Source organism: Nocardioides sp. B129/18 (genome assembly GCF_055282735.1).
Genome location: NZ_JBUZJI010000024.1, coordinates 31,939 through 50,354 on the forward strand (window position 1 = coordinate 31,939; position 18,416 = coordinate 50,354).

Here is an 18,416-nt window from a genome sequence, read left to right on the forward strand (position 1 = left end):
GTCGAGCCGTGGCTGATCCGTCACCCTGCGTTGGTCGACCCGTCCCGGCGCCTCCTCAGGTGGTGCGGGACCTCGCCGATGGGCCGGTAGCGTGGGCCATCGGGTCGGCGGACGGCTCGCAGGCGAGGAGGAGCGCACGGTGGATCAGGCTCGGCGGATCGTGGTGGTCGAGGACGACCCCGACATCAGCGCTCTGCTCGGCTTCGCGCTGGAGTCCGACGGCTTCGAGGTCGCCACCGCCGAGAGCGGCGCCGAGGCCCTCGCGCTCGTGCGCGAGCTCTCGCCCGACGTCGTCACGCTCGACCTCTCGCTGCCCGACATGGACGGCACCGAGGTCTGTCGCGAGCTGCGCTCGTTCACCGACGCCTACGTCATCATGATCACCGGCCGCAGCGACGAGGTCGACCGGCTCGTCGGCCTCGAGGTGGGCGCCGACGACTACCTCTCCAAGCCGTTCTCGGCCCGCGAGGTGCGGGCGCGGGTCGCGGCGCTCATGCGTCGCCCCCGAGCCACGACGGCCAAGGACGACGTCACGGTCGACGCCGGCGGCGGTCTGGTGCTGGTGCCGGTGGCGCACGTCGCGGTGCTCGACGGCGTCCCGCTGCCGCTGACGCCGGTGGAGGTCGACCTGCTCGGCGCGCTGGCCTCCGAGCCCGGACGCGTCTGGGACCGCGGCGACCTGGTCGCCCGCGTGTGGCGCGGCGACTTCATGGAGTCCGACTACCTCGTCGACCTCAACATCGCCTCGGTGCGCCGCAAGCTGCGCAAGGCCGGCGACGGTGCGGATCACGAGTGGATCCGCACCGTCGAGGGCACCGGGTACGTCTACGAGCCGCGGCCCTGAGGGCCGGGTCCCCGTCGAGGGACGTCAGACGGCGGTGAGCTGCTCGGCGGCCTGGGTCGCCTCGCGGTGCTGCACGTACCAGGCCACGGCCTGCGAGCGACGCACGACGTCGATCTTGCGGTAGGCCTGGCGGATGTAGGTCTTCACGGAGTTGATCGACAGCCCGAGGTCGTCGGCGATCTCGTCGTTGGAGCGGCCCTCGGCGATGAGGTGGAGGATCTCCGACTCGCGCGGCGAGAGGTCGCCGACCGAGCGGTGCGCACCGGCGATGGGCGTCGCCGAGGGGATCGCGGAGGTGAGCTTGCGGTGAGTCTCCTCGATGGCGTCGGCCAGGGCCGCGCCGTTGAGCGCCTTGGAGATGATCGCGTGGCCGGTGGAGGTCGACTCGCGCCAGGTGTAGGCGACGGCCGCGGCGCCGGCGGAGGTCAGGCGGCGCAGCAGGGCGCGGCTCTGGACGGTCAGGCGCACGGGCTCGAAGAGGACGAGGTCGATCTCGGAGGGCTGGAGGGCCGGGCCCACCTGGATCAGGCGGATGCGCGCCGGGTGGGCGCTGAGCATGGTCCGCAGGCCAGGCTCGGTCAGCGGGTGGTCGTCGACGACGGCGACGCGGATCGGTGCACGCACGGAGGATCAGACCTTTCGACGGGGGACGCCTACCCGAGGTCGGCAGGTGACGGGGAGGACGCCGCAGCGTCCGAGGAGTCACTTGCCCTGATCACACACAGGTTGAAACCCGAACGACCTGCTCCGTCGACAAGTAGGACCGAAGGGGTGAGCGGGACCCGGCGACGGGAATAATCGCCGGTCGAGGGATCAGCGCGTGGTTCCGTCGCGCAGGCTGATCAGGCCCGCGAGCACGCCGAGATAGGCCGTGCCGTCGGGAGCGATCGCCAGACCGGCGTAGTTGTTGTTGAGCAGCGGGCCCGCTCCCGCGCGGATCCGCCAGACCTCGCGGCCCGTGCGCAGGTCCAGGGCCGTCCAGTACCAGGGGTCGGTGGGATCGCCCGCCGGCTTGGTGTAGGCGTAGATCAGCCCGGTGGCCAGCGAGAGCTTGGCGACCACCGTGGGCGCCGCGGTGGTGCGGCTGGTCCACTGCAGCCGGCACCCGCTGCCGTCGGCGGCGATGTCGACGCGCGCGAAGCCCGGCGTCGTCGATCGTCCGAGGGCGACGGCCTCCGGTCCGGTGTAGCCCAGGTTGTTCTCGACGACGAGGGTGCGGCCCGCGCCGATCAGGCTGTTCTCCGTGGCACCGCCCCCGCGGCCGAACACCGGGACCTCGCAGACCGTCCGGGAGCCGCGCACCCGCGGCGCGGTGCGGTAGACCACGACGTTCATGGGGTCGCCGTTGTCGGCGATCGCGACGTACCCGCCGGGCAGCAGCGTCGGCGTCGTGCCGGTGCCGTCGTCGGCCTGGCCGGGCTTGGCGACGCCGGTGTTGCGGTAGCGCACCGACCACACGATCCGCGGCGTGCCGTCGGCGCGGTGGGCCAGCCGGTAGAGGCGCCGGTTCGTGACGACGTACGCCTCGTCGTCGGACCCCACCGCCAGCGAGTTCTGGATCTGCCCGTCCTCGCCGCTGCCGAGCCGGATCATCGCCGCGCGGCCGGTGCGCGGGTCGAGCGTCCCGACCCCGCCGTCGGCCTTGGTGACGAACCAGATGCGGCCGTCGGTGCCGGGCAGGGCCGAGTTCAGGGTCTCGCCGGAGCGCAGCACCCCGGTGAGGTCGTGATCGCGGACCAGCCGCAGCCCGTCGGGCTCGACCGCGATGACCAGGAGGTGCCCGTCCACGGTGCCGATCACCGCGCGGTCGCGGTGGTCGAGGTAGAAGTAGGCGCCGCCACTGAAGTACTGGAAGGGGTTGCCGCCCAGGCCCGAGCCCGGCGTCGGCCGAGGCAGGGGGTAGGAGTCGATGACGTCGAGGGTGTCGGGGTCGAGCAGGTAGAGGGCGCGGGTCACGCCGATGCAGGTGGTGACGAGGCGTCCCCGCGCGTCGAAGGCGATCGAGCCGCAGATGCCGCCGAGGCTCGCCGACGCGGTGCGCGGCGAGACGCCGAGCGGACCGGGGTAGCGGTAGGTGTCGCTCTGCCAGCCGTCGTCGTGGATGCCCGAGCGGCCGTTGGCCGCCAGGTAGGGGTTCTGCGGCACCGCGGGCACGCCGCGGACCGGACGCGCGGTCGCGGCCGCGCCCACCATCGCGGGAGCCGTCGTCGGGGTCGAGGGCACCGGGACGACCACGCCGTCGCCGGCGGCGAGCGCGGGGCCGGCGAGGAGACCGAGCAGGGCGAGGGCGAGGAGGGCCGCGGTCCGGGGACGGCGGCGATCGCCGCTCGGGACGCGGGGGGAGGGGGAGGGACGCACGCAGCGATAGTAGAGCGATCTGGTCGACTTCGGATCCCTGGTCCAGAGCGCCGGCGACCTCGCCCCGTCGGTTGGTCGCGGACGCCGCGGCGCGGGAGCGCATGATCACAGGCGCGCGGGGCATGATGCCCGCCATGGCAGCAGCGGCTCGGCGCCCTCGGGGTGTGCACCTGTCCGTCGGCGAGGTCCGCGGAGGTCACCGTCGTCGCCGGCGTCCGGCCGCGCTGGCGGGGCTCGTCGTGGTGGCGCTCGTCGCCACCTGCCTGGGCCTGAGCGCCGGCGCCGCCTCGGCCCGCGGGGCCACCGGGCTCCAGGCGACGTCCACCGTCTCCTGGCCCGAGCGCGACAGCGTCGTCAGCCTCACGCTCCTCGACGGCGGCTCGCCCGTGGCCTCCGCGCCGGTCCACGTGCAGCGTCGCGTCGACGGCGCCTGGAGCACCGTCGCCGAGCTCACCACCGACGCCGCCGGCCGCGCGAGCACCACCCAGCGGCTCGACCGCTCCCCGGTGCTCAACGTCGTCCGCCTCGTCTACGACGGCACCCCCGAGCACGCCGCCGTCACCACCGACCACCAGATGGTCTTCAAGCCCCGCACGCCGCGCATCTCGGTGTCGGTGCCGAGCTCGGTGGTCGACGAGCACTCGTTGCGGCTCACGGTCACCTGGACCGGCGGCGGCGCCCCGGTGCGCGGCATCGCCGCCGTCGAGGCCCGCCCCGCCGGCGGCACCTGGAGGAAGGTGGCCTCGGTGCGCACGGCGTCCAACGGCATCGGGTCCGTGGCGCTCACGCCCCGCGTCGACACCCGCTACCGGGTCCGGACCCCCAAGGTGTACTCCTGGCTGCTCGCCGGCCTCAGCGCGGAGCGCTCGGTCGACAACCGTCCGCCGGGCACCCCCGTCGTCCTGCCGGCCGGTGCGCCGAGCCCGAAGATCACCCTGCCCGCGCAGCCGCGCGCGGTCGGCTCGGGCGCGAACGCGGTGATCACCTCGATCCCCGACTCGGTCTGGAAGGACATGGTCGGCCGCTCGTGGCACGCCGGGTGCCCCGTCGGCCGCTCGGGTCTGCGGCTGCTGCGCATCAACTACTACGGCTACGACGGCTACCGGCACCGCGGCGAGCTCGTCGCCGCCACCAGCGCGATCGACAACATGGCCAAGGCGCTGCGCAGCATGCACGATCGTCGGCTGCCGATCCGCTCGATGTACCGCGTCGACCGCTTCGGCTGGTCCGCGACGCTGCACGGCGCCAACGACTACAAGTCGATGGAGGCCGGCAACACCTCGGCCTTCAACTGCCGCAACGTCGTCGGCACGCCGGGCGTCCGCTCGCCGCACGCCACCGGTCGCTCGCTCGACGTCAACACCTGGGAGAACCCCTACCGCTCGCGGCAGGGCGTGGTCCCGAACACCTGGTGGATCTCGCGCAGCAATGCCCGCTACGCCTGGCGCACGCGCTCCCACATCGTCGTTCGCGTGATGGCGCTCTACGGGCTGCGCTGGACCTACGGCATCGGCGACACCCAGCACTTCGACGCCTGAGGCCGTCCGTGAGCGCCCCGACCACCCCGACCGCCCCGAGCGACTGCGTCTTCTGCGGCATCGTGGCGGGGCAGACGCCCGCGGACGTCGTGCTCGACGAGCCGCACCTGCTGGGGTTCCTCGACCAGCGCCCGGTCTTCCGCGGCCACGTCCTGCTGGTGCCGCGCGTCCACGTCGTCACGCTGCCCGAGCTGCCCGCCGACCTGCGCGACCCGTTCCTGGCCGCCGCCCAGCGCCTGGCCACCGCGGTCGTCGACGGGCTGGGCGCCCAGGGCAGCTTCGTGGCGATCAACAACGTCGTCAGCCAGTCCGTGCCGCACCTGCACCTGCACGTCGTCCCGCGCACCAAGGGCGACGGGCTGCGCGGCTTCTTCTGGCCGCGCACCCGCTACGCCGAGGGGGAGCGGGCGGCGTACGCGGCGAGACTGCGTGAGGCCCTGGCCTGAGGCTGTCCTAGGGTGGCCAGCGGCCACCGTCCGGTGGCTCCACCGATCAGAACAGGAGTCATCATGGGTCGCTTCGACGGACGCGTCGCCGTCATCACCGGCGCCGCTCGCGGCATCGGCTTCGGCACCGCCACGCGCTTCTCCGAGGAGGGCGCCGCGGTCGCGATCATCGACCTCGACGAGACCGCCGCCGCCGAGGCCGCGTCCCGGCTGCCCGGTCAGGCGATCGGCGTCGGCGCCGACGTCAGCGACGCCGCCTCGGTCGACGCCGCGATCGCCCGCGTGGTCGAGGAGCTCGGCGGTCTGCACGTGCTGGTCAACAACGCCGGCATCACCCGCGACAACCTGCTGTTCAAGATGACCGAGCAGGACTGGGACCTCGTCATCGGCGTGCACCTCAAGGGCGCGTTCCTCATGACCCAGGCCGCGCAGAAGCACTTCACCGCGCAGAAGTACGGCAAGGTCGTCAACATCTCCAGCACCTCGGCGCTGGGCAACCGCGGCCAGGCCAACTACTCCGCGGCCAAGATGGGCATCCAGGGCTTCACCCGCACCCTCGGCATCGAGCTCGGCCCGTTCGGCATCAACGTCAACGCCGTGGCCCCCGGCTTCATCGCCACCGAGATGACCGACGCCACCGCCGCCCGCCTGAAGATGGACGTCGAGGAGTTCCGTCGTCTCTCCGCCGAGGCCAACCCGGTCAAGCGCGTCGGCGGCCCCGAGGACATCGCCGCGGCGGTCACCTTCCTGGCCAGCGACGAGGCGTCCTACATCACCGGTCAGACCCTCTACGTCGACGGCGGTGCCACCCTGGGCTGAGGCCCGGCGTCCCGCCCCTGACGCACCCTCGACGGGCGCGCCTCCCGAGCGGAGGCGCGCCCGTTGTCCATGCTGGGCGCAGCACCCGAACGGGTGGAGCCACCCGCCACGCCGAGCACCCGGGAGTCACCGTGCGCCGCACCACCGCCGTCCTGCCCGCCCTCGCGCTCGTCGCCTCGCTCGGCCTGGCCGGCTGCGGGGGCGAGGACGCCGCCGCTCCGGGCGCCGCCAAGACGCCGGTGACGGGCTCGTCGCCCGCCCCCGACGCCCCGATCCTCTCCCCGCTCACCGGGCGGAAGGTCAGCGCGAAGGTCGCCGGGCGTCGGGTGATGGTGGTGAAGATCGACAACACCTACGCCAGCTCGCCCCAGCTGGGCCTGGGCCGCGCGGACCTCGTCGTCGAGGAGCTCGTCGAGGGCGGGCTCACGCGCCTGGCGGCCTTCTACCAGTCCGGGTTCCCGTCGAAGGTCGGCCCCGTGCGCTCGATGCGCGCCAGCGACATCGGCATCGTCTCGCCGGTGAAGGGCGACATCGTCACCAGCGGCGCGGCCACCCGCACCATCAAGCGCATCCAGAACGCCGGCCTCACCTTCTTCGAGGAGGGCGCCAAGGGCCTGAGCCGCGACTACGGACGACGGGCGCCCTACAACCTCTTCTCCGACCTCGCCGCCACCGCCACGCTCGCGAAGAGCGACGGCGCGCCGGCGTCGTACCTGACCTTCGGCTCGGCCTCCGACCTGCCCGCGGGACGCTCGGCCCGCAGCGTCTCGGCGACCTTCGGCGGCGGCCGCACCTCGCAGTGGACCTACCAGTCCGGCACCTACCGCAACACCAACTCCTTCGCCGCCCAGGGCGACCGCTTCAACGCCACCAACGTCCTGGTGCTGCGGGTGCGCGTCGGGGACGCCGGCTACCGCGACCCGGCAGGCAACCCGGTGCCGGAGACCAAGCTGGTCGGCTCGGGCCGCGCCGTGCTCTTCAGCGGCGGCAAGGCGATCGCGGCGACGTGGCGCAAGGCCGATCTCACCTCGCCGATCGAGCTCTCCGCGGGCGGCTCGACGCTGGCCGTCCCGGCCGGTCGCACCTGGATCGAGCTGGTGCCCGCCTCGGGCGGGAACGTCACCTACCGCTAGTAGGTGCGCGCTCCTGGCGTGGCGGTCAGGCGTCGGCGGCGCCCTCGGCCGACGTCGGCAGCTGCACGCCGTTGTCGACCAGCGCCTGGAAGCCGGCGATGATGAAGCCGAGCGCCACCTCGACGCGCTCGGCGGCGGCCTCGGGGTCCTCGGCGCTCGCGACGGCGTCGCCGGCCGAGGAGAGGGCGCCGAAGAAGATCCGCGCGAAGGTCTGCAGCATCTCCTCCTCCATCTCCCAGGTGCCGGCATTGAGCACGGCGCGGACGATGTCGAGCACGATCGCGAAGGTCGAGCGCTCCTCCTGCTCGCGGAAGCGCTCGTAGCCCAGGACGGCCGGGCCCTCCTGGATCACGACGCGGCGGTAGCCGGGGTCCTGGACCACGACGATGAAGGCCTCCAGGCCCGCGCGGGCCTTGGCCCAGGGGTCGCGGTGACCCTTGAGCGCGCGCTGGATCGCCTTGCTGGTCTCAGCCTCCACGCGTTCGAAGACGGCCTCGAAGAGCGCCTGCTTGCCGCTGAAGTGGTGGTAGAGCGCGCCCTTGGTGACGCGGGCGCCGGAGACGATGGCGTCGAGCGAGGTGGCGGCGTACCCCTGGGCGGTGAAGAGCTCCTGCGCGACGTCGACCAGGGCCCGCTTGGTGGAGGCGGAGTACTGCTGGCGACGGCTCACGCCGGGCACGGCGCCGGCGGCCTTCGCGACGTCGGAGACGCGCGGGACGAGCTTGGCGACGCTCTGCTTGGGGGTCTTCGGCACCTGCGGAGTCTAGGCACCACACCCTGGGCGGGTGGGGAGGATCACGCCTCGGAATGTTGGATACCGAGAGTATGTCTCCGTACCGTGGGAACCGTACTCGGGGTATGTGAAGCCCCGAAACCCTCCCCACACAGGAGCATCCCCCATGACCTGGACGTCCTATCGCAACCGCGGAGAGATCCTCCGCCAGGTGATCGACGCCGCCGACGCCCGTCCTGACGGCACCCTGCCGTCCGGGATCGACGGCCAGCACGAGGCCTTCGCCTCCGACTCCGACCTGCTCGGCGCGCTCATGCTGCGCTGGCACACCCGCCTCGCCGGTCGCATCGAGCGCGAGATCCTCGCCGACCCCTACCGCCTCCCCGACGCCGTCGTCGCCGCCTGGCGCGCCACCGTCGACGAGCACCCCGGCATCCGGGCCGTCATCGACGCCCACGCCGCCCGTGCCGAGCGCGGCGAGCTCGACCCCGAGCTCGCCCAGGCCCTGGCCACCGCCACCCGCAAGGAGCACGTGCTCCTGGCGATGATGGCCGGTCTGGCCAGCGGCGAGGGCCCGGCCACCGAGGCCGTCGGCGCCCGCCTGGTCGCCCAGGCCCGCGCCGGGCACGTCGCCCGACCGCGCGTCGAGGACGCCGGCCGCGGCTCCCTGATCGACCGGCTCCGGGCCGCCCTGGCCGCGTGATCGACTGATCCACCCCTCCGGCGCCCCTCCCCTTCGGCGCCGACTCATGGGCCCCATCCCCGCCCCGCGCACCCTCCCGGCGCACCGTGGCGCGATGATGGGGCCCATGAGTGCGTTCGGGCCCGGGCTCCTGCTGGTCGCCAGCCCCGAGCTCACCGACCCCCACTTCGCCGACTCCGTCGTCCTGCTGCTCGACGCCGACGCCGAGGGCGCGCTCGGCGTCGTGCTCAACCGGCCCTCCGGCGTCCCCGTCGACGACGTCCTGCCGGACTGGGGCCACATGAGCAGCTTCCCGGAGGTGCTCTACCAGGGCGGTCCGGTCGGCTCCGACGGCGCGCTCGGGCTGGGGCTCCTCGCCGAGGACGCCCCCGCCCCCGACGGCTTCCGGGCCGTCGCGCCCGAGGTCTTCGGCGGCCGGCTCGGCGTCGTCGACCTCGAGCACCACCACGACCTCATGACCGCCTACGTCCACGAGCTGCGGATCTTCGCCGGGTACGCCGGCTGGGGGCCGGGACAGCTGGAGGCGGAGATCGCCGAGGGCTCCTGGTACGTCGTGCCCGCCCAGCCGATGGACCCCTTCGGCGAGGACAACTCCGACCTGTGGCGCGTCGTCATGCGGCGCCAGCCCGGCGAGCTGGCCTGGCACGCCACCCGTCCGGTCGACCCGGACATGAACTAGCGGACGTGAACGGGCCCAGCGGACGTCGCCGAGGCCCGGGACGCGGCCGGTCTGACCTACACTGGGGCCTGTGAGCACCATCGGATTCGGGACCGGCACCGCCGTCGACGAGCGCGTCCGCGAGGACCGCAGCACCGTCCCCACCGATGCCGGCGACCACGAGCGCTTCTCGCACTTCGTCGACAAGGACAAGCTCACCGAGGCCACCGTCATGGGCACGCCCGTCGTGGCCCTGTGCGGCAAGGTGTGGGTGCCCAGTCGGGCGCCGGAGAAGTTCCCGGTGTGCCCGGACTGCAAGGAGATCTGGGAGTCGCTCTCGGGCGACGAGGGCTCCGACGCGTGACGGGCGGACACCCGTCGTCCGTCCCCTCGCAGGCGCCGTCGCTGGCCTCCGGCCTGCCCCCGGCCTGGCCGGACCGCGCCGCCTGGGGCACCGCGACGTCCCTGCGCGCCTGGCAGCAGGCCGCGATGAGCGACTACTTCGGACGCCAGCCGCGTGACTACCTCGCCGTCGCCACCCCCGGCGCCGGCAAGACCACCTTCGCGCTGTCCGTGGCCGCCGAGCTGCTGGGCCGACGCCAGGTCGACCGGATCATCGTCGTCGCGCCCACCGAGCACCTCAAGCTGCAGTGGGCCGAGGCGGCCGCGCGCGCCGGCATCCCGATCGACCCCACCTACTCGGCCGGCAAGGGCCGCACCGCCGACGACTTCGTCGGCGTCGCCGTCACCTACGCCGGCGTCGCGGTGAACCCCCTGGCCATGCGCATCCGCACCGAGCGGTTCAAGACCCTCGTGATCCTCGACGAGGTCCACCACGCCGGCGACGCCCTGTCGTGGGGCGAGGGCGTGCGCGAGGCCTTCGAGCCGGCCGCCCGGCGCCTCGCGCTCACCGGCACGCCGTTCCGCTCCGACGTCAACCCGATCCCGTTCGTCACCTACGCCCCCGGCGATGACGGCATCCCGCGCTCGGTGGCCGACTACACCTACGGCTACGCCCACGCGCTGGCCGACCACGTCGTCCGACCCGTCCTGTTCCTCGCCTACTCCGGGGAGATGCAGTGGCGCACCCGCGCCGGCGACGAGGTCGCCGCGACCCTGGGGGAGCCGCTCACCAAGGACCTCACCAACCAGGCGCTGCGCACCGCCCTCGACCCGAACGGCTCGTGGATCCCCTCGGTGCTGGCCGCCGCCGACAAGCGGCTCTCCGAGGTACGGCGCCACGTGCCCGACGCCGGCGGCCTGATCATCGCCACCGACCAGGACGACGCCCGCGCGTACGCCAAGATCCTGCGCCAGATCACGGGCGAGGGCCCCACCGTCGTGCTCTCCGACGACAAGGGCGCCTCCAAGCGCATCTCGGAGTTCGCCGCCGGCGAGCAGCGCTGGATGGTCGCCGTCCGCATGGTCTCCGAGGGCGTCGACGTGCCGCGGCTCGCGGTCGGCGTCTTCGCCACCACCACCTCCACCCCGCTGTTCTTCGCCCAGGCCGTCGGCCGCTTCGTGCGCGCGCGCACCCGCGGCGAGACCGCGTCGGTCTTCCTGCCCTCGGTGCCGACGCTGCTCGGCTTCGCCGCCGAGCTCGAGCGCTCGCGCGACCACGTGCTGGGCAAGCGGATCACCGACGAGGCCGACATCTTCGCCGCCGAGGACGACCTCCTCGCCCAGGCCCAGGCCAGCGAGAGCGCGTCGGCCGAGGAGATGGGAGGGGCGTTCGAGGCGCTGGACTCCCAGGCCCGCTTCGACCACGCGCTCTACGACGGCGCCGCCTTCGGCCACGAGGGCGAGGTGCACGTCGGCTCCGAGGAGGAGATGGACTTCCTCGGCATCCCCGGCCTGCTCGAGCCCGACCAGATGCGCGCCCTGCTGCAGAAGCGCCAGAGCGACCGCGCCAGCCGGCGCAGCGCCGCCCGTCCGGCCGCCGCGCCCGCACCCGACACCGTCGGCGAGGTCACCGCCCACGAGCAGCTCGCCGTCCTGCGGCGCGAGCTCAACGGCCTCGTCGCCGCCTGGCACCACCGCACCAACCAGCCCCACGCCGTCACCCACGCCGCCCTGCGCAAGGAGTGCGGCGGACCGGCGGCGGCGATCGCCAACGCCGAGCAGCTGCGTGCGCGCATCGACCGCGTCCGGCAGTGGGCCAGCGAGCGCCGCTCGTCCTGACGGGCTGGGCACGGGGCGGCGCCGTCGCGCGGCCTAGACTCCCCGCGTGCCCACCGAGACCTCCCAGACCCTCGACCGCGGACTCCGCGTGCTCGGCGCGCTCGCCGCGGCGCCCGACGGCCTCACGGTCACCGAGCTCGCGGCGGCGCTCGGCGTCAACCGCACCATCGTCTACCGGCTGGTGACCACGCTCGAGCAGCACGCCCTGGTGCGGCGCGAGCCGGGCGGCCGGATCCAGGTGGGCCTGGGCGTCCTGCACCTCGCCTCGGCCGTCCACCCGGTGCTGCGGGAGGCGGCCGTCCCGGTGCTCCGTGAGCTCGCCGACGCCGTCGGCTGCACCGCCCACCTCACCGTCGCCGACGGCGGCGAGGCGCTGGCCATCGCCGTCGTCGAGCCCACCCGCACCGACTTCCACGTCTCCTACCGCGTCGGCACCCGGCACGCCCTCGAGGCCGGCGCCGCCGGCAAGGCGATCCTGCTCGGCCGCGACGAGGAGAGCACCGAGCCCTACGTCACCACCGTCGGCGAGCTGCAGCGCGGCGCCCGCGGCATCGCCGCTCCGCTCGGCTCGCCCGACCTCGAGGCCAGCGTCGGCGTCGTCACCCTCGGCGAGGTCGACGAGGCGGAGGTCGGCGACGCCGTCCTCGACGCCGCCCGGCGGCTGGCCGCCATCCTCGCCGCCGTCTGAGGGGTCCGTCCTCGGACGACCTGGCACGCGACCTGTCTGGTTGGCACACGACATCTCGCGTGCCAACCAGACGATTACCCGGCTGGCCGGGTCATTGCCGGCCCGGACCCCGCCCGCACCAGCGGCAGCACCCGGTACGGCAGCTGGGTGGCGAGCGCGATGACGGTGGAGGAGCGGACGATCGAGGGGTGGGCGACCACGCGGTCGATCACCCGCTGCAGGTCGGCGTTGGAGGCGGCGACGACGCGCGCGAGGAGATCGCCGGCGCCGGTGGTGGTGTGCACCTCGAGCACCTCGGGGATCGCCTCGAGATGGCGTCCGACGACGACGTGCCCGCCGTCGACGCCCTGCTGGATCTCCAGGGTCAGGAACGCGGTGACGGGGTAGCCGAGCGCCTCGGGGGAGAGGGTGGGGGCCCAGCCGGTGATCAGGCCGCGGGCCTCCAGCCGGTCCAGCCGCGCCTGCACGGTGCCGCGCGCCACGCCCAGGCGTCGTGACGCACCGAGCACGCCGACGTGCGGCTCGGTGCTGAACAGGTCGAGCAGATTGCGGTCCAGGTCGTCCACGTCACACCTTTGATTCGAGCAGTCTGACCAGTGCTGGAGCCTACGGTTGCACACTCTGTCCTGCGCGCCCAGGCTTCGGGCATGGAGCTCACCGCCGACGAACGCGACGCCGACCTCACCGCCGACCAGCTGCGCCAGCTCGTGGGCCTGGTCGACCACGACCCCGCCACCGACCCCTTCCCCGTCAACGCGCTCGACGCCGTCGAGTTCGTCGTCGGCAACGCCACCCAGGCCGCGAGCTTCTACCAGCTCGCGCTCGGCATGGAGCTCGAGGCCTACCGCGGCCCCGAGACCGGTCACCGCGAGGCGAAGTCGTTCGTGCTGCGCTCGGGCAGCGCGCGCTTCGTGCTCACCGGCGCCGTCACCCCCGACAGCCCGCTGCTGGACCACCAGCGTCGCCACGGCGACGGCGTCGTCGACCTCGCGCTCGACGTCCCCGACGTCGACCGCTGCATCGAGCACGCCCGTGCCCAGGGCGCCACGGTGCTCGTCGAGCCGCACGACGTCACCGACGAGCACGGCACCGTGCGCACCGCCGCCATCGCCACCTACGGCGAGACCCGCCACACCCTCGTCGACCGCTCGCGCTACCACGGCCCGTACCTGCCGGGCTTCGTCGAGCGCCGCTCCACCGCGGTGCGCCGCGACGACGAGCCGCGTCGGTTCTTCCAGGCCATCGACCACGCCGTCGGCAACGTCGAGCTCGGCCGCATGGACGAGTGGGTCGACTTCTACGGCCGGGTCATGGGCTTCGCCAACATGGCCGAGTTCGTGGGCGACGACATCGCCACCGAGTACTCCGCCCTCATGAGCAAGGTGGTCGCCAGCGGCAACCACCGCGTGAAGTTCCCGCTCAACGAGCCGGCGATCGCCCAGAAGCGCTCGCAGATCGACGAGTACCTCGAGTTCCACGCCGGCCCCGGCTGCCAGCACCTGGCGCTCGCCACCGGCGACCTCCTCGCCACCGTCGACGCCCTGCGCGCCCGCGGCGTGGAGTTCCTCGACACCCCCGACTCCTACTACGACGACCCCGAGCTGCGCGAGCGCATCGGCCAGGTGCGGGTGCCGATCGAGGAGCTCAAGGCGCGCAAGATCCTCGTCGACCGCGACGAGGACGGCTACCTGCTGCAGATCTTCACCAAGCCGCTCGGCGACCGGCCGACCGTGTTCTTCGAGTTCATCGAGCGCCACGGCTCGCTGGGCTTCGGCAAGGGCAACTTCAAGGCCCTCTTCGAGGCGATCGAGCGCGAGCAGGACGCCCGCGGCAACCTCTGAGTCGCTCCGGATCCCCTGGCAGACGCACGACGGCCGCCGTTCCCCTCGCGGGGTGCGGCGGCCCTCGTGCGTGCGGAGCAGGGCTCAGGCGTCGCCCACCAGGACGGCCTCGGCCTCGGTGCGCGAGCCGACCTCGCTGTGCGGGGTGTGGCCGGCGACCAGGCGGCGTCCGGCGGTCATCACCACGACGCCGATCAGCACGGCGGCCGCGCCGAACCAGAACGGGGCGTGCGGGCTGACGTTCTCGCCGAGCTTCAGCGCGGCGTAGGGGCCCACGGCGCCGCCGGTGAAGCGGAGGAAGGAGTAGGCCGCGGACGCGACGGGCCGCTCGACGGGCGCCGCGCCCATGACGGCCTCGGTGATGAGGGTGTTGTTGACGCCGATGAAGGCGCCGGTGAGCACGATGCCGATGACGACCACCGCGGTGTGCTCGGTGAAGAGCGCCAGGGCGGCGAGGTCGAGGGTGAAGAGCACCAGCATCGCGATGATCGCGGGCACGGTGCCGAGCGCGCGCTGCACCACCGGGGCCACGAAGACCGACGTGAAGGCCAGCAGGAGACCCCAGGCGAAGAACACCCAGCCGACCTGGAGGATCTCGAAGCTCGGCAGCGCGAACGGGCCGGCGGCCAGGATCGTGAAGAAGCCGATGTTGTAGAAGATCGCGGTGACGCCGATCAGCAGCAGGGCGCGGTGGCGCAGGGCGCGGAAGGGGTCGAGCAGCGAGGTGCGGCGTCCGGTCGGGGGCGTGGCCGGCAGCAGGAACGAGGTCGCGACGAGCGCGATCACCATGAGCACGGAGACGCCGAAGAACGGCGCGCGCCACGACTGCTCGCCGAGCAGGCCGCCGAGCAGCGGGCCCGACGCGATGCCGATGCCCAGCGCGGCCTCGAAGAGGATGATCGCCTGGGCGGTGGAGCCCTTGGCGGCCGAGACGATCGTCGAGAGCGCCGTGGCGACGAACAGGGCGTTGCCCAGGCCCCAGCCGGCGCGGAAGCCGACGATCTGGCCGACGGTGTCGCTGGCGCCGGCGAGGCCGGCGAAGACGATGATGAGCGCGAGGCCGGCCAGCAGCGTCCGCTTCGGGCCGATGCGGCTGGAGACGACGCCGGTGATGAGCATCGCGACGCCCATGATCGCCATGTAGCTGGTGAACATCAGCGAGACCTGCGACGGGGTGGCGTCGAGCTTGGCGGCGATGTCCTTGAGGATCGGGTCGACCAGGCCGATGCCCATGAAGGCGATGACGCAGGCGAAGGCGACCGCCCAGACGGCGCGGGGCTGACGCAGCAGCGAGCCCTGCTCCTCGGGGGCGTGGGTGGACGTGGGGTGACTCATCGGGTTCCTTCCTGGACGGCGAGGGAGTCGGGACGGGAGCGGCCGAGCAGGTCGCTCAGGACGGCGACGGCGGTGGCCACGTCGTCGGTGGTGTGGCCGCTGGCCTCGACCAGGGCCGCGACGATCTCGGCGTGCGCGGCGCGGGTCTCGCGCAGCTCGGTGGCACCGGCCTCGGTGAGGGCGACGACGCTGGCGCGGGCGTCGTCCGGATGGGGGGTCTTGGTGACCAGCCCGCGCTCCACCAGGCCGGCCACGACGCCGGACATCGTCGGCTGGGAGCACTGGTCGATCTCGGCGAGGCGGGTGACGCCCAGGGGGCCGAGGTGGTCGAGCACGGAGAGCACCCGGAAGCCGGTGCTCGTGCGGCCGTGCTGGCGCACGGCGCGCACCAGGCGGGCCGCCTGGATGAGCAGCTCGCTGGAGAGCTCGGCGAGACGGGGATCGGTGGTCACGTCGTCGACTATACATAGGATGCCTATGTAAATGCCAGGCCGGTCGTCGGTGGCCTCTGCCACAGTGCTCCCATGGCCCGCCACGTCGCCTTCCTCCGCGCCATCAACCTCGGTGCGCGTCGCAGGCTGCCGAAGGCCGTCGTCGAGGAGGCGGTGCGCGAGGCCGGGGGCACCGACGTCGCCAGCCACCTCAACACCGGCAACGTCGGCTTCGGCATCGCCCTGCGCTCGCGCGCCCGCATCGAGGCCGCCCTCGAGGCGGCGTTCCTCGAGGCCGGCGGGTTCGAGGTGCCCACCGTCGTCCTGACGCCTGCGGAGATGCACGCCGTCGTCGCCACCGCCGACGCGATCGACGCCGAGCTCGGCTCCGACGTCGGCCACCACGTCGCCTTCCTCAAGCACGAGCCGACGCCCGAGGCCGTCGCCGCGCTCGAGGCGGTCGTCCGGCCGGGGGAGCGGGCGGTCGTCGAGGGGCGCGCCGTGCACCTGCTGCTCGGTCCGGAGTACCACCGGGCCCATCTGAGCAACACCGTCGTCGAGCGCCACCTCGGCACCGCGACGGCCCGACGCGTCACCGTGGTCCGCGAGGTCGCGCGTCGCTGGTGCTGACCGCGCCGTCGAGGAGTTCGGATGAGCGAACCCTCACCGTCGCCGTGCCGACTCCGGGTGGTCGCCGGAGGGTCGTCCGGCCTAGGTTGGATCCCGCTGTCTCGGACCTGACTCGGGAGGACCCTTTGTCCCAGCACGACCTCGACGCGCCCGCGAGCACCTCGCGCCGCGTCGTCCTCACCGGCGCCACCGCCGCCGCCACCCTCGCGGCCGCCGGCTACGCCGCGCCCGCCGACGCCCACCCCGGACGGGGCCACCACGGCCACCACGGGCACGGCTCCAGCCGTCGAGCCCGGGTCACCGTGCTCGGCACCACCGACCTGCACGGCAACGTCTACAACTGGGACTACTTCAAGAACGCCGAGTTCGACAACGCCACCCACGACGACATCGGCCTGGCCAAGGTCCGCACCCTCATCGAGGCCGTGCGCCACGAGCGTCGCGGGGAGCCGATCCTCACCCTCGACGCCGGCGACACCATCCAGGGCACCCCGCTGGCCTACTACTACGCGCGCATCGACCCCATCACGAAGGGCTCGAAGCACCCGATGGCCACGGCGATGAACCTCGTCGGCTACGACGCCGCCGCGCTCGGCAACCACGAGTTCAACTACGGGCTCGACACCCTGCGCACCTTCGAGTCGCAGCTGGACTTCCCGCTGCTCGGCGCCAACGCCGTCGACCCGAAGACCAAGCGCCCGGTCTTCCCGCCCTACGTCATCAAGCGGTTCCGCGTGCACGGCCAGACGCTCACCGTCGGCGTCCTCGGCCTCACCAACCCCGGCATCGCGATCTGGGACAAGGCCAACGTCGAGGGCAAGATGGCCTTCCCGGGCCTCGTCGAGCAGGCGCGGATCTACGTCCCCGAGCTCAAGCGACGCGGCTGCGACCTCGTCGTCGTCGCCGCCCACTCCGGCGCCGACACCTCCAGCTCCTACGGCGACGCCCTGCCCTACCCGGAGAACGCCTCCTCGCTGCTGGCCGCCCAGGTGCCCGGCATCGACGCGATCCTCGTCGGCCACGCTCACAAGGAGATCGCCCAGCGCTACGTCCCCAGCGACGCCACCGGCCAGCAGGTCCTGCTGTGCGAGCCGTCGTACTGGGGCATGCGCCTGGCCGTCATGGACCTCGAGGTCGAGCTCGAGCGTCGTCACGGCCGTCCGCGCTGGCGCCTGGCCTCGGCGACCTCGCAGGTGCTCAACTCCAACACCGTCGCCGCGGACCCCGAGGTCGCCGCCGCCGTGCAGAAGTCCCACGACACCGTCATCGCCTACGTGAACTCGGTCGTCGGCACCTCGACGACCGCGCTCTCCGCCGCGCGGGCCGTCGTCGAGGACGTCCCGATCATCGACTTCGTGAACTTCGTGCAGGCCGACGCGGTCAAGGCCGCGCTCACCGGCTCCGACGCCGCCCTGCCGGTGCTCTCGATCGCCGCGCCGTTCAACCGCTCGGCGTCCTTCCCGTCGGGTCAGGTCACCGTCCGCGACGTCGCCGGGCTGTACATCTACGACAACACCCTGGCGGCCGTCCGGGTCACCGGCGCGCAGGTGAGGGCCTACCTGGAGTACTCCGCGCGGTACTTCAAGCAGGTCAGCGGCACCGGCCCGTTCACCGTCGACCAGCTGACGAACGCCGTCACCCCCACCGCCCCGAACGGGACGCCGGACTACAACTTCGACTCCGTCGCCGGCCTCGACGCCCCGCTCACCTACACCATCGACGTCGCCGCGGCCCCGGGCTCGCGGATCGGCTCCCTGGCCTACGGCGGCACCCCGGTGGCCGACGACCAGCAGTTCGTGCTGGCCGTCAACAACTACCGCCAGTCCGGCGGCGGCGGCTTCCCGGCCGTCTCCACCGCCCCCGTCGTCTACAACCAGCAGCGCGAGATCCGTCAGCTGCTGATCGACTGGGTCACCCAGAACAAGACCATCGACCCCGCCCGCTTCGCCTCCGTCGACTGGCGGCTGGTCTCGGGCGGTCAGGCGATCACGATCTCCTGAGGTCGGCCGGCTCGGCATGTAACGCGGAGTCCCGTGCACTTCCCACCGGTTATGACCGGGGGCCAGTGCACGGGACTC

At 73.1% G+C, this 18,416-nt stretch carries 19 protein-coding genes; 13 read left to right on the plus strand and 6 right to left on the minus strand.

The genetic code is table 11. The features are described from left to right. The first annotated feature begins 139 nt into the window (after positions 1–139). Positions 140–844 (plus strand): response regulator transcription factor, encoded by a 705-nt coding sequence (locus ACZDWJ_RS15720; RefSeq protein ID WP_463522346.1) that lies wholly within the window; start codon positions 140–142, stop codon positions 842–844. Positions 845–868: 24 nt separating this feature from the next. Here the strand turns inward: ACZDWJ_RS15720 and ACZDWJ_RS15725 are convergent, their stop codons facing one another. Together ACZDWJ_RS15725 and ACZDWJ_RS15730 are read right to left on the minus strand one after the other, a co-directional pair. Further along, positions 869–1,468: a response regulator transcription factor gene (locus ACZDWJ_RS15725; protein WP_463522348.1), complete on the minus strand. Its 600-nt coding sequence runs from the start codon at positions 1,466–1,468 to the stop codon at positions 869–871. Positions 1,469–1,657: 189 nt separating this feature from the next. After that, positions 1,658–3,202: a hypothetical protein gene (locus ACZDWJ_RS15730; RefSeq protein ID WP_463522350.1), complete on the minus strand. Its 1,545-nt coding sequence runs from the start codon at positions 3,200–3,202 to the stop codon at positions 1,658–1,660. Positions 3,203–3,366: 164 nt separating this feature from the next. Here ACZDWJ_RS15730 and ACZDWJ_RS15735 point away from each other — a divergent pair, with 164 nt between their 5' ends. From ACZDWJ_RS15735 to ACZDWJ_RS15750, 4 genes are all read left to right on the plus strand, one after another. Next, entirely contained in the window at positions 3,367–4,740 is a 1,374-nt protein-coding gene (locus ACZDWJ_RS15735) for a M15 family metallopeptidase (protein ID WP_463522352.1), read from the plus strand. A gap of 8 nt (positions 4,741–4,748) precedes the next feature. After that, complete coding sequence (locus tag ACZDWJ_RS15740; RefSeq protein WP_463522354.1) at positions 4,749–5,186, plus strand: HIT family protein; 438 nt, start codon at positions 4,749–4,751, stop codon at positions 5,184–5,186. 63 nt (positions 5,187–5,249) lie between these two features. Continuing rightward, complete coding sequence (locus ACZDWJ_RS15745) at positions 5,250–6,005, plus strand: SDR family NAD(P)-dependent oxidoreductase (protein WP_463522356.1); 756 nt, start codon at positions 5,250–5,252, stop codon at positions 6,003–6,005. A 131-nt stretch (positions 6,006–6,136) separates the two neighbouring features. Then, the gene (locus ACZDWJ_RS15750; protein ID WP_463522358.1) at positions 6,137–7,138 is read left to right on the plus strand and encodes a DUF3048 domain-containing protein; all 1,002 of its coding nucleotides are present in this window, start codon (positions 6,137–6,139) and stop codon (positions 7,136–7,138) included. A 25-nt stretch (positions 7,139–7,163) separates the two neighbouring features. Here ACZDWJ_RS15750 and ACZDWJ_RS15755 read toward each other — a convergent pair whose 3' ends face one another. Beyond that, a complete protein-coding gene (locus ACZDWJ_RS15755) occupies positions 7,164–7,892 on the minus strand; it encodes a TetR/AcrR family transcriptional regulator (RefSeq protein WP_463522360.1) in 729 nt (242 codons plus the stop codon). Between the two features lie 145 nt (positions 7,893–8,037). Here ACZDWJ_RS15755 and ACZDWJ_RS15760 point away from each other — a divergent pair, with 145 nt between their 5' ends. The 5 genes from ACZDWJ_RS15760 (at position 8,038) to ACZDWJ_RS15780 (ending at position 12,101) form a co-directional block, all read left to right on the plus strand. Beyond that, positions 8,038–8,574: a hypothetical protein gene (locus tag ACZDWJ_RS15760; protein ID WP_463522362.1), complete on the plus strand. Its 537-nt coding sequence runs from the start codon at positions 8,038–8,040 to the stop codon at positions 8,572–8,574. Between the two features lie 106 nt (positions 8,575–8,680). After that, complete coding sequence (locus tag ACZDWJ_RS15765) at positions 8,681–9,253, plus strand: YqgE/AlgH family protein (protein ID WP_463522364.1); 573 nt, start codon at positions 8,681–8,683, stop codon at positions 9,251–9,253. Positions 9,254–9,323: 70 nt separating this feature from the next. Further along, on the plus strand, positions 9,324–9,596 hold the full coding sequence (locus ACZDWJ_RS15770) for a DUF3039 domain-containing protein (protein WP_463522366.1): 273 nt from the start codon (positions 9,324–9,326) through the stop codon (positions 9,594–9,596). Between the two features lie 125 nt (positions 9,597–9,721). Continuing rightward, positions 9,722–11,413: a DEAD/DEAH box helicase gene (locus ACZDWJ_RS15775; RefSeq protein WP_463522412.1), complete on the plus strand. Its 1,692-nt coding sequence runs from the start codon at positions 9,722–9,724 to the stop codon at positions 11,411–11,413. Positions 11,414–11,459: 46 nt separating this feature from the next. Then, positions 11,460–12,101: an IclR family transcriptional regulator gene (locus ACZDWJ_RS15780; RefSeq protein WP_463522368.1), complete on the plus strand. Its 642-nt coding sequence runs from the start codon at positions 11,460–11,462 to the stop codon at positions 12,099–12,101. 74 nt (positions 12,102–12,175) lie between these two features. Here ACZDWJ_RS15780 and ACZDWJ_RS15785 read toward each other — a convergent pair whose 3' ends face one another. Next, complete coding sequence (locus ACZDWJ_RS15785; RefSeq protein ID WP_463522370.1) at positions 12,176–12,667, minus strand: Lrp/AsnC family transcriptional regulator; 492 nt, start codon at positions 12,665–12,667, stop codon at positions 12,176–12,178. Between the two features lie 81 nt (positions 12,668–12,748). On the opposite strand from ACZDWJ_RS15785, the gene hppD reads away from it, so the two are divergent. After that, the gene (gene hppD / locus ACZDWJ_RS15790) at positions 12,749–13,942 is read left to right on the plus strand and encodes a 4-hydroxyphenylpyruvate dioxygenase (RefSeq protein ID WP_463522372.1); all 1,194 of its coding nucleotides are present in this window, start codon (positions 12,749–12,751) and stop codon (positions 13,940–13,942) included. 84 nt (positions 13,943–14,026) lie between these two features. Here the strand turns inward: hppD and ACZDWJ_RS15795 are convergent, their stop codons facing one another. Beyond that, positions 14,027–15,277 (minus strand): MFS transporter, encoded by a 1,251-nt coding sequence (locus ACZDWJ_RS15795; protein WP_463522374.1) that lies wholly within the window; start codon positions 15,275–15,277, stop codon positions 14,027–14,029. Beyond that, positions 15,274–15,729, minus strand: coding sequence for a MarR family winged helix-turn-helix transcriptional regulator (locus tag ACZDWJ_RS15800; protein WP_463522376.1), 456 nt, complete (start codon positions 15,727–15,729; stop codon positions 15,274–15,276). Before ACZDWJ_RS15800 ends, ACZDWJ_RS15795 begins: the two co-directional genes overlap by 4 nt. A gap of 72 nt (positions 15,730–15,801) precedes the next feature. Here ACZDWJ_RS15800 and ACZDWJ_RS15805 point away from each other — a divergent pair, with 72 nt between their 5' ends. After that, on the plus strand, positions 15,802–16,338 hold the full coding sequence (locus ACZDWJ_RS15805) for a DUF1697 domain-containing protein (protein ID WP_463522378.1): 537 nt from the start codon (positions 15,802–15,804) through the stop codon (positions 16,336–16,338). Positions 16,339–16,463: 125 nt separating this feature from the next. Next, positions 16,464–18,338 (plus strand): bifunctional metallophosphatase/5'-nucleotidase, encoded by a 1,875-nt coding sequence (locus ACZDWJ_RS15810; RefSeq protein ID WP_463522380.1) that lies wholly within the window; start codon positions 16,464–16,466, stop codon positions 18,336–18,338. The last annotated feature ends 78 nt before the right edge of the window (positions 18,339–18,416 follow it).

Excerpts from the sequence above, each read along its gene's own strand:
- ACZDWJ_RS15745 (WP_463522356.1), top strand. The coding sequence starts at position 5,250 with ATGGGTCGCTTCGACGGACGCGTCGCCGTCATCACCGGCGCCGCTCGC.
- ACZDWJ_RS15760 (WP_463522362.1), top strand. The coding sequence starts at position 8,038 with ATGACCTGGACGTCCTATCGCAACCGCGGAGAGATCCTCCGCCAGGTG.
- ACZDWJ_RS15765 (WP_463522364.1), top strand. The coding sequence starts at position 8,681 with ATGAGTGCGTTCGGGCCCGGGCTCCTGCTGGTCGCCAGCCCCGAGCTC.
- ACZDWJ_RS15775 (WP_463522412.1), top strand. The coding sequence starts at position 9,722 with ATGAGCGACTACTTCGGACGCCAGCCGCGTGACTACCTCGCCGTCGCC.
- hppD (WP_463522372.1), top strand. The coding sequence starts at position 12,749 with ATGGAGCTCACCGCCGACGAACGCGACGCCGACCTCACCGCCGACCAG.
- ACZDWJ_RS15795 (WP_463522374.1), bottom strand. The coding sequence starts at position 15,277 with ATGAGTCACCCCACGTCCACCCACGCCCCCGAGGAGCAGGGCTCGCTG.
- ACZDWJ_RS15805 (WP_463522378.1), top strand. The coding sequence starts at position 15,802 with ATGGCCCGCCACGTCGCCTTCCTCCGCGCCATCAACCTCGGTGCGCGT.